General features: G+C 71.6%; 12 protein-coding genes. 6 read left to right on the top strand and 6 right to left on the bottom strand.

The window, feature by feature from the left end; translation table 11 throughout:
- Window positions 1-353: 353 nt before the first annotated feature.
- Window positions 354-1,991, bottom strand: a complete 1,638-nt coding sequence (locus OVA28_RS05875) for a glycoside hydrolase family 13 protein (protein WP_268096145.1) — start codon at window positions 1,989-1,991, stop codon at window positions 354-356.
- Between the two features lie 141 nt (window positions 1,992-2,132).
- On the opposite strand from OVA28_RS05875, the gene OVA28_RS05870 reads away from it, so the two are divergent.
- The 5 genes from OVA28_RS05870 to OVA28_RS05850 all read left to right on the top strand — a co-directional run bounded on the left by OVA28_RS05870 (window position 2,133) and on the right by OVA28_RS05850 (window position 6,040).
- On the top strand, window positions 2,133-2,693 hold the full coding sequence (locus tag OVA28_RS05870) for an NADPH-dependent FMN reductase (RefSeq protein WP_194659889.1): 561 nt from the start codon (window positions 2,133-2,135) through the stop codon (window positions 2,691-2,693).
- 142 nt (window positions 2,694-2,835) lie between these two features.
- Window positions 2,836-3,348 carry a MarR family winged helix-turn-helix transcriptional regulator gene (locus tag OVA28_RS05865; protein WP_194659888.1) on the top strand — a complete coding sequence of 171 codons (513 nt, stop codon included), beginning with the start codon at window positions 2,836-2,838 and terminating at the stop codon, window positions 3,346-3,348.
- Between the two features lie 104 nt (window positions 3,349-3,452).
- Entirely contained in the window at window positions 3,453-3,959 is a 507-nt protein-coding gene (locus OVA28_RS05860) for a Dps family protein (protein ID WP_194659887.1), read from the top strand.
- Window positions 3,960-4,035: 76 nt separating this feature from the next.
- Window positions 4,036-4,836 (top strand): SDR family NAD(P)-dependent oxidoreductase, encoded by an 801-nt coding sequence (locus OVA28_RS05855; protein WP_268096143.1) that lies wholly within the window; start codon window positions 4,036-4,038, stop codon window positions 4,834-4,836.
- Window positions 4,837-4,846: 10 nt separating this feature from the next.
- Window positions 4,847-6,040, top strand: coding sequence for an NAD(P)/FAD-dependent oxidoreductase (locus OVA28_RS05850; protein ID WP_268096142.1), 1,194 nt, complete (start codon window positions 4,847-4,849; stop codon window positions 6,038-6,040).
- A gap of 12 nt (window positions 6,041-6,052) precedes the next feature.
- Here OVA28_RS05850 and OVA28_RS05845 read toward each other — a convergent pair whose 3' ends face one another.
- The 4 genes from OVA28_RS05845 to OVA28_RS05830 all read right to left on the bottom strand — a co-directional run bounded on the left by OVA28_RS05845 (window position 6,053) and on the right by OVA28_RS05830 (window position 10,730).
- Window positions 6,053-7,126 (bottom strand): alpha/beta fold hydrolase, encoded by a 1,074-nt coding sequence (locus OVA28_RS05845; protein WP_268096141.1) that lies wholly within the window; start codon window positions 7,124-7,126, stop codon window positions 6,053-6,055.
- Window positions 7,127-7,235: 109 nt separating this feature from the next.
- A complete protein-coding gene (locus tag OVA28_RS05840; RefSeq protein WP_268096140.1) occupies window positions 7,236-8,111 on the bottom strand; it encodes an SMP-30/gluconolactonase/LRE family protein in 876 nt (291 codons plus the stop codon).
- A 474-nt stretch (window positions 8,112-8,585) separates the two neighbouring features.
- Window positions 8,586-9,443, bottom strand: a complete 858-nt coding sequence (locus OVA28_RS05835) for a DUF1206 domain-containing protein (RefSeq protein WP_268096139.1) — start codon at window positions 9,441-9,443, stop codon at window positions 8,586-8,588.
- A 120-nt stretch (window positions 9,444-9,563) separates the two neighbouring features.
- Window positions 9,564-10,730 carry an RtcB family protein gene (locus OVA28_RS05830; RefSeq protein WP_268096138.1) on the bottom strand — a complete coding sequence of 389 codons (1,167 nt, stop codon included), beginning with the start codon at window positions 10,728-10,730 and terminating at the stop codon, window positions 9,564-9,566.
- Window positions 10,731-11,218: 488 nt separating this feature from the next.
- Here OVA28_RS05830 and OVA28_RS05825 point away from each other — a divergent pair, with 488 nt between their 5' ends.
- A complete protein-coding gene (locus OVA28_RS05825) occupies window positions 11,219-13,096 on the top strand; it encodes a glycoside hydrolase family 15 protein (protein WP_268096136.1) in 1,878 nt (625 codons plus the stop codon).
- On the opposite strand, the gene OVA28_RS05820 is transcribed toward OVA28_RS05825, so the two are convergent.
- Window positions 13,055-14,119, bottom strand: coding sequence for a sodium:calcium antiporter (locus OVA28_RS05820; protein ID WP_194659879.1), 1,065 nt, complete (start codon window positions 14,117-14,119; stop codon window positions 13,055-13,057). The two genes, OVA28_RS05825 and OVA28_RS05820, sit on opposite strands and share 42 nt — an antisense overlap.
- Between the last annotated feature and the right edge of the window lie 116 nt (window positions 14,120-14,235).

The raw sequence follows: 14,235 nt of genomic DNA, 5'->3' as shown, positions 1-14,235 counted from the left end.
GGCCTGCGCGGGCACCGGGCCGAGGGGCGCGAGGACGACGGCGAGCGCCGCCGCGACGGCCCCGAGCCCGGACGCCCGACGCACGCCGTGCCCGGTCGCCCGACGCACGCCGACCCCGGATGCCCGCCGTGCGCCACGCCCGACGACCGGACGCGGGCCGCGCCGGGCCGACCGACGCGGCCGGACCGGCGGAACGGGTCGTGCAGGAGGTGGTGGTGGTTTCGCTGGTGATGTCATGCCACCGATGCTCGCGACCGGGCCGCGACCACACGGCGGGGCCGGGTCCATCTGTGGAACCCGGCCCCGAGCCTCCTGGCTGTGGAGGGATGGACCCCGCAGCGATCAGCCGAGCGCTACCCCACCCACACCGTCGTCTCGCCGGGCAGCATCCCGTCCGTCAGCGGCCCGGACGCCAGCAGCACCTGTCCCTCGGGGAGTGGCACCGGCGACGTGCCGAAGTTCGTGTACGACCGCCACCCGTCGTGCCGGGCGAACCCGACGACGTGCGCCGGGGTGTCCAGCCACGTCAGGTGCTCGCCGCGCTGCAGCTGCCGACGCGTCGCGAAGGCCGCGCGGTACAGGGACAGCGTCGAGGTCGGGTCGTCGGCGAGGGCCTCGACGCTCGACGCGCCGAAGTCCTCCGGCTGGGGCAGCTGCGGCGGCACGTCGCCGAACCCGAACGACGGGCCGTCGACGGTCCACGGGATCGGCACGCGGCAGCCGTCGCGCCCCTTGACGGTGTGCCCCGAGCGGATCCACTTCGGGTCCTGCAGCAGCTCGCGCGGGATGGCCGGGGCCTCGTGCAGCCCGAGCTCCTCGCCCTGGTAGGTGTACGTCGAGCCGGGCAGCGCGAACAGCAGCAGCGAGGCTGCCCGGGCCCGGTGCAGCCCGTGGTCCCGGTCGAGCGTGGGCGTGGTGCCGTCGGTCATCAGCCACGCGTCGGTGTCAGTGTCGTCGGGCAGCCCGTACCGGGTGGCGTGGCGGACGACGTCGTGGTTCGAGAGCACCCACGTGCTCGACGCGCCGGACTCCTCGGACATGGCGAGGTTGCGCTCGATGATCGTCCGGAAGGCGGTCGGGTCGAACGGGGCCTCGAGCAGGTCGAAGTTGAAGGCCTGCCCGAGCTCGGTCGGCCGGGCGTAGAGGACGCGACGGGGCGCGGGTGCCCAGGCCTCGGCGATCGCGGCGCGCGGCGGGTCGTACTCGTCGAGCACACGTCGCCACCCCGCGAAGATCTCGTGCACCTCGTCGCGGTCGTAGAGCGGGTCCGAGCCGTCGAGGGGCAGCGCCTGCTCGTTCGAGGGGCGGTACGGCTCCGACAGGTCCTTGGCGAGCCCGTGGGCGACGTCGACACGGAAGCCGTCGACGCCCCGGTCGGACCAGAAGCGGAGGGTGTGCTCGAAGTCGGCGTGCACCTCGGGGTTCGTCCAGTCGAGGTCGGGCTGCTCCGGCGCGAACAGGTGCAGGTACCACTGACCGTCGGGCACCCGGGTCCAGGCGCTGCCACCGAAGTTCGCGACCCAGTCGCTCGGCGGGAGCTCCCCGTCGACGCCGGCACCCTCGCGGAACACGTAGCGGGCCCGCTCGGGGGACCCCGGTCCGGCGGCGAGCGCGGCACGGAACCACTCGTGCTCGTCCGAGGTGTGGTTCGGCACCACGTCCACGATCACCCGGATGTCGTGCGCGTGCGCTGCGGCGATGAGCGCGTCGGCGTCCTCGAGCGTGCCGAGCCGGGGGTCGACGTCGCGGTAGTCCGCCACGTCGTAGCCACCGTCGGCGAGGGGCGACGGGAAGAACGGGGAGAGCCAGATCGCGTCCACCCCGAGTTCGGCGAGGTAGGGCACCCGGCTCGTGATGCCGGCGACGTCACCGAGTCCGTCGCCGTTCGAGTCGGCGAAGCTCCGCGGGTACACCTGGTAGACGACGGCCTGACGCCACCAGTCGGCGTCGGGGGTGGCTGGGGTGCTGGCTGGGGTCCTGGATCCGGTCACCCCTGCACGCTACCGACGACGACACACCCTGTTCCGAGGGTCGGGAACACGGCGTCGCACGAACCGGTTGGTTGTCGGTGAAACAATCAGACCCGACAACGACGTCGACGAACGACCACGCTCGACCACGAAAGGGTCCCCATGACGAACGTCCTCGTCCTCGTCGGCAGCCTCCGCGCCGGCTCCATCAACCGCAAGCTCGCCGAAGCCGCGATCCACCACGCCCCGGAGGGCACCACGCCCACCGTGTACGAGGGCATCGTCGACCTGCCCTTCTACAACGAGGACATCGACGGGGACACCCCGCCCGCCGCAGCGGTCGCGTTCCGGCAGGCGCTCGCCGAGACCGACGGCGTCCTGCTCGTCACGCCGGAGTACAACGGCACGATCCCGGCCGTGCTGAAGAACGCGCTCGACTGGGCCTCGCGGCCGTTCGGCGCCTCGCCCCTGTCCGGCAAGCCCGTCGCCGTCATCGGTTCCGCGTTCGGCCAGTACGGCGGCGTCTGGGCGCACGACGACGCCCGCAAGGTCGCCGGCATCGCGGGCGCGAAGGTGCTCGAGGACGTCAAGGTCGCCATCCCGCAGTCGGTCGTCCGGTTCGCGGAGACCCACCCGCGCGAGGACGCCGAGGTCACCGAGCTCGTCCAGGGCGCGCTGACCGCGCTCGCCGAGGCCGCCCAGGAGCCCGCAGCGGCCGCGTAGCCTGCCGCACCGACACCGGACGGGAGGCTCCCCACCAGCTGGTGGGGAGCCTCCCGTCCGGTGCGTCCATCCTGAGCAACGGTCAGCACCACCCGTGTGTTCGCTAGACGTCCTAGCAACGAGACGGGTTACCCTGATCGGCATGTCCTTGCAGGAGACCGCGGAGGCGTCCGGGTACTGGTTCCCCGACGACGACGCGACGCAGCGCGGAGTCGCCGTGCTGAACGCCCTGCGTCGGTACCGTGCCGCCGAGACCGCGATGCGTCGGCGCACCCGCGACTCGATGGGCATGGGCGAGACCGACCTGCTGGCCGTGCGGTACCTGCTGCAGGCCCAGCGCGCCGGCCGCCAGGTCAGCCCGAAGGACCTCGCCGCGTACCTGAAGATCTCTTCGGCATCGACGACGATCCTCATCGACCGCCTCGTGAAGAGCAACCACGTCCGCCGCGACAAGCACCCCACCGACCGCCGCGCCCTCGTCATCACCCCGACGACCGCGAGCGACGACGAGGTCCGCGCCACGCTCGGCACCATGCACCGCCGCATGATGTCGATCGCCGAGGGGCTCTCGCTCGAGGACGCCCGCACGGTGGCGTTCTTCCTCGAGCACATGCGCGACGCCGTCGACCAGGTCGACCCCGCTCCGTCCCACTGACGTCCGCGCGTGCGCGGGGGACACTCCCTCACTGCGCACTGTGAACGGTGGCGCTCGCAGCGCGTAGACCAGAGAGGTCAACCGAAGCGAAAGGAGCCACCACCATGCACGCATCGGACAAGATGGCCAAGAACCTCCAGGCGGTCCTCGTGGACCTCATCGACCTGCACCTCCAGGGCAAGCAGGCCCACTGGAACATCCTCGGCACGAACTTCCGCGACCTGCACCTGCAGCTCGACGAGATCGTCGACGCCGCCCGCGAGTTCGCCGACGACACAGCCGAGCGCATGCGCGCGCTGTACCTGGTCCCCGACGGCCGCTCGGCGACCGTCGCCGCCGGCAGCCACCTCGACGCGTTCCCCGACGGGGAGATCACCACGCACGACGCGATCGACCAGATCACGCTCCGTCTGTACCAGGCGACCGGCACCATGCGTGACGTGCACGACGAGGTCGACGAGGAAGACCCGACGACCGCCGACCTGCTCCACGGCTTCATCGAGCGCCTCGAGCAGCTCGCCTGGATGGTCAGCGCCGAGAACCGCGCTCCCCGCACCCCCCTCGCCGCAGCGGTGACCTCGCAGACCGCCGAGGCCTCCGCGCACGCGTGACACCAGCACCACCAGCAGGTGACCGCGCGGCGCACTCGCGCCGCGCGGTCCTTCGTTGAACCAGGAAGGAACCGACGTGGACCTCGGCATCCAGGGCAAGACCGCACTCGTGTTCGGCGGCGACTCCGGCATCGGCTGGAACACCGCCCGCATCCTCCTCGCGGAGGGCGCCACGGTGGTCGTGACCGACATCGACCAGGCACGACTCGACAACTCGGCCGACCAGCTCGAAGCACCGGTCGGCAAGCTCCACGCCTTCGCCGCTGACGTGCGCAGTGCCGAGAGCCTGGCGTCGCTGCACGAGCAGGTGCGGGACGCCGTCGGCGAGATCGACATCCTCGTGCAGTCCTCCGGTGTGACCGGTGCGCAGGGGATGTTCCACGAGATCGACGAGGCCGGCTGGGCCGAGACCCTCGACGTCGACCTGATGGGCCCGGTGCGCATCACGCGCGAGTTCATCGCCGACCTGCGGAACGGCGGCTGGGGTCGCATCGTCTACCTCGTCTCCGAGGACGCGTCGCAGCCGTACGACGACGAGCTCCCCTACTGCGCCGCCAAGGCCGGGGTGCTCTCGTTCGCGAAGGGCCTGTCGCGCAGCTACGCGAAGGAGGGGCTGCTCGTCAACACCGTCAGTCCCGCCTTCATCCACACGCCGATGACCGACACGATGATGAAGAAGCGTGCCGAGCAGATCGGCAGCAGCTTCGACGAGGCCATCGAGAGCTTCCTCGACGAGGAGCGTCCGTACATGGAGCTGAAGCGCCGCGGGGAGCCGGAAGAGGTCGCGAACGTCGTCGCGTTCCTGTGCTCCGAGCTCGCCAGCTTCGTCAACGGCTCCAACTACCGGGTCGACTCCGGCTCGGTCGCCACGATCTGACAGGGACACCATGACCGACTACCGCTACCTGATCGTCGGCGGCGGGATGGTCGCCGACGCGGCCGCCCGCGGCGTCCGCGAACTCGACACCGACGGCACGATCGGGGTCCTCAGCGAGGACGTCGACCGCCCGTACGCCCGTCCCGCCCTGTCCAAGAAGCTCTGGACCGACCCGGACTTCAGCTGGGACGAGAAGGTCGACCTGCACACGGAGGAGACCGGCGCGGAGTTCCTGCTCGGCACCAGGGTCGTCTCGATCGACCGTGCCACCAAGACCGTCACCACCGCCGACGGGGCCACGCACGGCTACGAGCAGCTGCTCATCGCCACCGGCGGCAAGCCCCGCGGCCTGCCCGGACTCGAGCCGTCCGACCGCGTGCTCGACTACCGCAGCGCGGCCGACTACCGACGCCTCCGCACCCTGGCCGACGCCGGCGCGCACGTGGTCGTCGTCGGTGGCGGCTACATCGGCACCGAGATCGCCGCGGGCGTCGTGCAGACCGGCGCCCGCGTCACCCTGGTCGACCCGGACGAGGTGGTCGGCGGCGCGATGTTCCCCGACGACCTGGCCCGGGCGTTCCAGCAGCGCTTCGTCGACCACGGCGTCGAGCTCCGGACCGGCCGCCGCGTGACCGAGGGCTCGCAGACCGCCGACGGCGTCACCCTGACGCTCGACGACGGCTCCGAGGTCGAGGCCGACGCGGTCGTCGTCGGCCTCGGGATCGAACCCGTGACCGGTCTCGCCGCGGACGCCGGTCTCACGGTGGACGACGGCATCGTCGTGTCCTCGACGCTCGTCACCGACGACCCCGCCGTGTTCGCCGCGGGTGACGTCGCACGGTACCCCGACCGGATCCTCGGCACCCGCCGGGTCGAGCACGTCGACAACGCGCAGCAGCAGGGACGCCAGGCTGGCCGCAACCTCGCCGACGCCGACGAGACGTACGACCACACGCCGATGTACTACTCGAACGTGTTCGACATGGGCTACGAGGCCGTCGGGACCGTCTCGACCGACCTGCGCACCGTCGAGGACTGGCAGGACCCGACCGTCACCGGCGTCGTCTACTACCTGGACGACGACGACACCGTGCGTGGCGTGCTGCTCTGGAACGTGTCGGACAAGACCGACGAGGCCCGCAAGGTGCTCGCCGAGGCGAACGCGATCACACCAGACATGCTGCCGGGCCGCATCACGGCCTGACGAGACTGGCGGTCAGTGGTCGTCGCGCCGGTTCAGCTCCGGCGCGACGGCCTCGACGATGTCGTGGCGGACGTCCGGGTCGACCGGAGCGTCGGCGTCGTCGGCCATCGCGAGTGCGTGGGCGGACTTGCCGGCCTCGAGGACCTCGTCGTCGCCCTTCGCCATGCCGAACAGCTCCTTGAAGCGGGCACGGACGACGAGCCAGGCGTCGCCGGGGCCGAGTCGGGCCAGGTCCGTCTTCGTCGAGTCATCGCGGACGCGCTGCAGCGACGACACCCCGCGGTCCGTCAGCTCGCCCTTCACGTGGGCGACTGCCAGGCGCGCGACGACGTCGGCCTGCGCGTGCATGACCGAGTGCGCCCCACCGACGACCTCGCGGAGGACTGCGTGCGGGAAGACCCGGGCCAGGCGTCGGACCCAGTCGCGCGGGACCATCGCGTCGTGCTCCCCGCGGACGATGAGGACGCGGGCCTGCACGTGCGGGGCGCGCTCCTCGATCGGGAACGCGATCATCTTCGGCAGCACCTTGCGGAACCAGTGCCAGCCGCAGAGCGCGTACGCGGTGACGGCGTGGAAGCGGACGGCGGAGGGTTCGTGGAGGGCTGAGCGGAGGAACCGCACGGCGGACTCGCTGACCGTGCGGGCCTTCGAGTCGACGACGGGACTGATCAGGACCAGGTCGGTGATCTCCGGGTGGCGCGCGGCGACCTCGGTGACGACCTGCGTGCCCATGGAGTGGCCGACGAGCACCGGGTTGTCGAGGCCGAGCTCCTCGATCACGCGCTCCACGGCATCGGCGTAGCGCTCGATCGAGACCGTGCCGCGGAACTTCGGCACGCCCGCGAAGCCCGGCAGGTCGAGGGCGCGGACGGGGCCGAACTCCTCGAGGTTGGGCGCGAGGCGCTCGTAGTACGTCGACGCGATCCCCAGACCCGCGACGAGCAGGAACGGGCGCTTGCCCACGTCGCCGATCGAGCTCACGCGGACGTTCGTGCCGTCGACGGGGACGCGGTCGACCTTGACCACGACGTCGGCGCTCTCCGTGTGCTCCAGGGCGTCGGCGTGGCGCGGGTGCTCCTCGTTCACGTGGGTCTCCTCGGATGGCAGGCGGTCGCCCAGACTACCGCCAGGGGTCCGGCACTCCGAGGTGTGCGGCTGTCAGCCTGCGCAGGCGCAGCCGGCGGCGACCGCGGGCTCAGCCACCGAAGGCGAACGCCGGGACGCCGTGCACGCGGGTCGGCACCGCGAAGACGCCGCCGGAGTGCGGGTGCTCCTCGAGCTGCTCCTCGGTCAGGTTCTCGCGGGCGGTCGCCACGAAGAGCGTCGACATGTCGTCCCCACCGAAGGCCACGGAGGTGACGTTCGGTGCGGGGACGTCGACGGTCTCCAGGTGTGCCCCCGAGGCGTCGTACCGCTCGATGTGCCCCTCGCCGTAGCTCGCACTCCAGAAGCAGCCCTCGTCGTCGCGCACCAGCCCGTCGTGGGGAGCGCCCACGACGAAGGGCTCCAGCTCACCGAGCTCCCCGTCGGGGCCGTACGTCCCGCGGTAGATCGTCGAGGTGCTCGTGTCCGTGACGTACATCAGGTCGCCCGCCGGGGACCACTCGAAGCCGTTCGTCGTGCCGAAGCCCCCACGGAGCAGTCGGGTCGTGCCGTCGGGCTCGACCGAGTACAGCGCGCCGTCGGGCTCCCCCGTCGTCAGGTTCATGCTGCCGACCAGGAAGCGGCCGAAGGGGTCGCACTTGCCCTCGTTGAAGCGGATGCCGGCGTGCGCGTGCTCGACGTGGGTGATGGTCCGAGGGTCCCCACCGTCGGCGTCCGTGACGACGACCGTGTCCCCGAGGGCCGCGACGAAGCCGCCCTGGGCCCTGGGCTGGAAGGACGCCAGCGGCGGGGGCAGCGGGACGGCTCTCAGCGGGGAGCCCGACGCGTCGGCGGTGTTCAGCGTGCCGAGGGTGATGTCGGTCCAGCGCAGGACGTGCTGGTCGGGGTCCCACACGATGCTCTCCGCGAGGACGGCGCCCGCGTCGGAGAACAGGTGGGCCGGTCCGGTGGTGGCGCTCGTCGTCATGGTCCCGGTCTACCGCGGGCCACCACACACCACGTTCAGCCCCTGTGGCAGGTCGGCTTCCGAGGGCCCTCGCGGCGGGGAGTCCGTTCCCGTTCTCCGCGGTGACGGATCCGGTTCGGGAGACCCGGGCCGAGCCAGCCGGATCCGTCAATGTCCCCGACGAGATCCGTCGTCCGGAGCCGGGCGCCTCCCGATGCCCCACGAGTGGTCACGACACCCCGTCGGGTGGTCGTCGAGATGCTCCACGAGTGGTCACGACACCCCGTCGGGTGGTCGTCGAGTGGGCGCAACCCGTCGCACCGCGGCCGTCGGAGCGACGGTTGGTGACCGTTCGCCAGACGTGAGCGGGGTGTCGCGACCGCTCGGCGGGCGTGAGCCGGGTGTCGCGGACCGCTCGCCGGACGTGAGCGGGGTGTCGTGACCGCTCGGCGGGCGGGCGGGCAGGCGGCACCCGACGAACCCGCCCGGGAAGCGTCAGATCTTCGCGTACTTCGCGCGCAGGAAGCTGTAAGCGCCGAAGGCCAGGAACCCGATGCCGACCACGACGAGCACGACCGACCCGCCGGGCATCGACCGCAGGGCGTCGAAGGCCCCGTCGAGTCCGGTCGCCTGGTCGGGGTCGCTCCGGAAGGCCGCGACGGCGACGAGCACGCCGACGATCGTGACCGCGATGCCCTTCGCGACGTAGCCCGCGACCGCCAGCACGGTGAGGGTCGGCTCGACCGAGCGCGGCGGCGTCACGAGCTGCTTCCGGTAGGAGCGCCGGATGCCGATCACCACGAGGCCGATGCCGATGGCGACCGCGACGGCAGCGACGAGGAGCAGCAGGAACACGCCGCCCGGGGTGGCCAGGGCCTTCGCGGCGGCGCTCCGGGTGGAACCGCTCGAGCTCTTGCCCGCCCCGAGCGCGAACGACCCGGCGGAGTACGCGATGGCCCCGTAGACGACGGCCTTCGCGGCGTTCTTCGCGCGCGCCAACCAGGCACGGGCACTGTCGGTGCGGCCACCGACGACGGCCTCGATGACCAGGCGCAGGCAGAGCGCCGCGGTGCCGACGGCCACGACCCAGAGCAGCACGATCCCGCCGGGGACGGCCGCGATCTGCGCGAGTGCTCCGGACTGGTCGGTCTCGCCGGACTGTGATCCCTGGGACCCACTGCCGGCGGCCGCGTTCCCGATGCCGAGCAGGATCGCCAGGTACCCGATGAGCAGGTGGACCACGCCGCTGCCGACGAACCCGGCGCGGGCGGTGAGTTCGAACCAGCGGCTGTCCGCCACGCGGCGCGCCTGTCGTCCGGTCTCGCGGGCAGTGGCTTCAGCGCTGGTGTTCACGGGGGACCACACTGCCCGACGCGGCTGCGGATGTCCGGCGCGCCACGGTGCGGACAGGAGACACGGGCAGGACTGGAGGCGCGGTGCGGGGCCGCACCGCGCCTCCAGTCCGACAGCCCGTCAGTCGCCCTTCACGTTGACGACCTGACGCAGCGTGTGCCGGATCGTGACGAGGTCACGGGCGTCCTCCATCACCTGGTCGATCGGCTTGTAGGCCGCCGGGATCTCGTCGAGGAACGCGTCCGTGTCGCGGTACTCGATCCCGACCATCGCGGCACGGAGCTGGTCGTGCGTGAACGTCCGGCGCGCGGCCGACCGCGAGTACATCCGACCGGCCCCGTGCGGCGAGGACTCCAGCGAGGGCTTGTTCCCCCGCCCCTCGACGACGTACGACGCCGTGCCCATCGACCCGGGGATCAGCCCGAGCTGCCCGGTGCGCGCCTGGATCGCACCCTTGCGGGACACCCACACGGACTTCCCCCAGTGCTCCTCGCGCTGCGTGAAGTTGTGGTGGCAGTTGATCCGCTCGCGCTCGTCGACGGGCTGCCCCATCACCTCGGAGAGCTGCCGGACGACGCGGTCCATCATCTCCTCGCGGTTCAGCAGGGCGAAGTGCTGCGCCCACCGGAGCTCAGCGATGTACCGGTCGAACTCGGGCGTGCCCTCGACCAGGTACGCCAGGTCGGGGTCCGCCAGCTCGATCCACCACCGCTGCATCGCGGCCTTGGCGACGGCGATGTGGCGCTGGGCGATCTTGTTCCCGACCCCGCGCGACCCGGAGTGCAGGAACAGCCAGACCCGGTCCTCCTCGTCGACGCTCACCTCGATGAAGTGGTTGCCGGACCCGAGGGTCCCGAGCTGGTTCCGCCAGCCCTGCAGCGCGCTCGCCGGGTCGAACCCGGCGGCCTCGGCCATCGTCTCGAGCTCCGCGATCCGTGGTGCGGCCGTCGCGACGACCTTCCGGTTCGCGGCGCCCGCGGACAGCGGGATCGCGCGCTCGATCTGCTCGCGGAGGGGCTGCAGGTCCTCCGGCAGCTCGGCGCGGGTGAACTGCGTGCGCACGGCGATCATGCCGCAGCCGATGTCGACGCCCACGGCTGCGGGCATCACGGCGCCGAGCGTGGGGATGACGGACCCCACGGTCGCGCCGAGGCCCAGGTGGGCGTCCGGCATCAGGGCCACGTGCGGGAACACGAAGGGCATCGCCGCGGTGGTGCGGGCCTGCTGCTCCGTGTTCTCCTCGAGCAGCGACGCCCAGGACAGCAGCCGGCCGGTGATCTTCTGCATTGCTTCTCCTCGTCTCGTCTCTTCAGGGTGACGGTCCGAGGCGGAACTGTGCCGGGCCTCCTGTCCGGTGTGGACCGAGCGTCCTGACGGACGCGGGGTCCGTGGCGGACGCGGCGTCCGTGGCGGACGCGAGGAGGACGGCGAGCGACGCCCCGGGCCGGGTGGGCACGGGGGCGTCGTGTGACGGTCGTGCCTACGCGGGGTTGCCGGTGGACTGCTGCGTGCTGCGCTCTTCGGGCAGCACCGCGAGCGCATCGAGCTGGAGCTCGATCCGCTGTTCGGGATACTGCACGGCGCGCATGCGCGGTCCTTCCGGTGTCCTGCCGCTGGCAGGGCCTGCCCGGGGCGGGCAGGAGAGCGACACTAGCGCGACACGCCCGGGATGCACAACCCGGCTCCGGTGAACGGCCTGGAGGCCCGGCTCGGCTCCGGCAGGCGGGGTACGCCGCGGGCTGCTCACCCGCAGGGCATCCGGGCAGCATGGACACATGCCTGAACGCACGCGAGACACACCGGACGCCTCCGACAACGAGGAGCGCACCGACGGGTACGTGCCCCTGCGCTCGTACGGCGCGATCGGGGACGGCCGGACCGTGGCGCTCATCGCCCGCGACGGCCGCATCGACTGGCTGCCGATCCCGTCGATGGACTCGCCGCCCGTCTTCGCGAGCATCGTCGACGCCGAGCACGGCGGACACGTGGCGCTGCGCCCCGTCGCCGACGACGCCACCGTCTCCCGCGAGTACATCGCTGGGACGAACGTCCTGGTCACCACGTGGACCACGTCGTCTGGCACCGTCACCGTGACGGACGCCATGGTCACCGGTGTCGCGGGACGGCTGCCGTGGGCCGAGGTCGCGCGCTGCGTGCAGGGCGTCGACGGCACCGTCGAGATGGAGTGGGCGGTCGTCCCCGGCACGCTCCTGAACACCGCGGAGCCGAAGCGCCTCGACACGGCGAACGGCACCGTCATCGGCATCGACGGCGTCACCATCGCCATCGTCGAGCACGGCTTCGACCCGGTGCACGACGACGGGCCCCGCTTCTCGGGCCGGTTCGACGCCGAGGAGGGCTCGAAGCACATCCTCTCCATCGTCGGCACGCACGACGAACCGATCTTCATGCCGCGACCGGAGAGCGCGCTCGCCGCGATGGACCGGACGATCGCGAACTGGAAGTCGTGGTCGGAGGAGTTCAGCTACGACGGCCCGTGGGCCGAGGCCGTGCAGCGGAGCGCCCTCGCGCTGAAGTTGCTCATCTTCTCCCCCACCGGGGCGATCGCCGCGGCGCCGACGACGAGCCTGCCGGAGGACCGCCGTGGCGGGAAGAACTGGGACTACCGGTTCGCCTGGGTGCGCGACCTGTCGTACACGGTGCACGCCCTGACGCGCTTCGGCCTGCGCGAGGAGACCCACGCCGCGGTGTCGTGGATGATGCGCACGATCGCCGAGCACGACGAGACCATGCCGATCTTCTACGCGCTCGACGGCTCGAAGACCGACGACGTCGAGGAGCGCGACGTGCCCGGGTGGAACGGCATCGGCCCCGTCACCATCGGCAACCGTGCCGGCAACCAGCTGCAGCTCGGCGTCTGGGGCGACGTCTTCGAGATCCTCCGGCAGTACGTCCGGGCCGGCAACGTCCTCGACCGCAAGTCCGCGGCGGTGCTCCAGGACCTCGCCGACGACGCGTGCCACCGCTGGCCGGAGGCGGACTCGGGCATGTGGGAGCTCGAGGACACGCAGCACTACGTCACGAGCAAGATCGGCTGCTGGCAGGCACTCGACGCGGCCGTGGAGCTGCACGACGCCGGCATGATCGACGGTCCGCGCGAGAAGTGGATCGAGAACCGCGAGCTCATCGAGGACTGGGTGTCCGAGAACGGGTGGAACGAGGAGCTCGGCCACTACGTGATGTACCCGGGCACCGACGCGCTCGACACCTCGATCCTGCTGCACGCGATGAGCGCCTTCGACCGGGGCCCGCGCATGGAGTCGACGATCCGGGCGATCGAGGAGCAGCTGCAGCAGGGGCCGCTCGTCTACCGGTACTCGGGCATGGACGTCGAGGAGTCGCCGTTCGTCGCATGCTCGTTCTGGCTCGCGGCTGCGCTGGCCTGCGTCGGACGGGTCGACGACGCACACAGCCTGATGGACGACATGGTCGCGCAGGCGAACGACGTCGGGCTGTTCAGCGAGATGCTCAGCGCCGAGGACGGGGCCTTCATGGGCAACATCCCGCAGGGGCTGTCGCACCTGGCGCTCATCCAGGCGGCGTTGACGATCGAGGAGGTGTCCGGGGCGGAGTCCGGTTCCGGGTCCGGGTCAGCCGATGCTGATGGCGACGAGGCCCGCGACGCCGAGTAGGTAGAGCAGGACGACGACGAACGAGTCGACGCCCATCCCCGCGATCCGTCGCTGAGGCCGGAACACGAGTCCGACCGCGTAGACGAGCGTCAGCACGGCCGCCAGGGCGGTCAGGTACACGTCGCTGGCGTTGGCCTGCGGCAGCACCGCCTTGCCGGACAGCAGGGTGGCGACGAGGAACAGCACCGGCAGGAAGGCGTTGCCGCCGAAGATGTCGGAGACCGCCAGGTTGTCGTCGCCCTGCTTCACCGCCTGGAGGCCCGTGGAGATCTCCGGCAGGCTCGTCGCCAGAGCCAGGACGGTCGCGCCGAACAGCACGCCGGAGAGCCCGATCTTGCTGGACGCCGCGTCCCCGGCCTGCTCGAGCACGACACCGGCGACCAGGGTGGCGAGGGCGGACACCGCGAAGACGACCGCGGCCTTCTTCGTGCTCATCGGCTTCGACGCGTCCGGCTTGCGGGTGCGGTGCCCCGCGGCGTGCGGACTGGCGTCGGGCGCGTGTCCGCTCTCGTGCCACGGCAGGCCCTTGCTCGCGCGCTGCACCAGGAACAACCCGACGAGCCAGATCGCCGCGATGAGGACGACGTCCGGCGTCAACCGGGCGACGACGAGGTCCGGCGGCAGCTGACTGCCCGCGATCACGACGCCGAGGACCGCGACGACCACGACCGCCTCGAGCACCAGGGTCAGCGAGGCCGCGCGGTAGGTGATCGGCTTGACGCCCTTCCCGCGCTTGCCGAACGCGTCGAGGACGGCGATGACGACGGTCTGCAGCGCGATGCCGCCGAGGATGTTGCCGGCTGCGACCTCGATCGACCCGGAGAGCCCGGCGCTGACGGTGATGGCGATCTCGGGCAGGTTCGTGGCGACGGCCAGCACGATGAGGCCGCCGAGTGCGCTGCCGAGGTGCAGGCGGGCGTCGAGCACGTCGGTCGTCTTCGAGAGCTGGATGCCGGCGACCCAGATCACGGCCGCGCCGGCCACGAAGACCACGACGAGCAACCAGAGGGGCAGTGAGTCCATGCACCCGACCGTGGACCACCGCGGCCGTGGAGGTTCTCGGAAGGACCGCTGGCGACGAGGGTGTCCGGGGCGTGCGGCCTGGGTGCGCCGTCGGACGGGCGGGGCATCATGGTCTG

The sequence above is a fragment of the Curtobacterium sp. SL109 genome, from assembly GCF_026672405.1.
GTDB lineage: Bacteria > Actinomycetota > Actinomycetes > Actinomycetales > Microbacteriaceae > Curtobacterium.
This window is presented reverse-complemented; position numbering and strand designations above follow the sequence as displayed.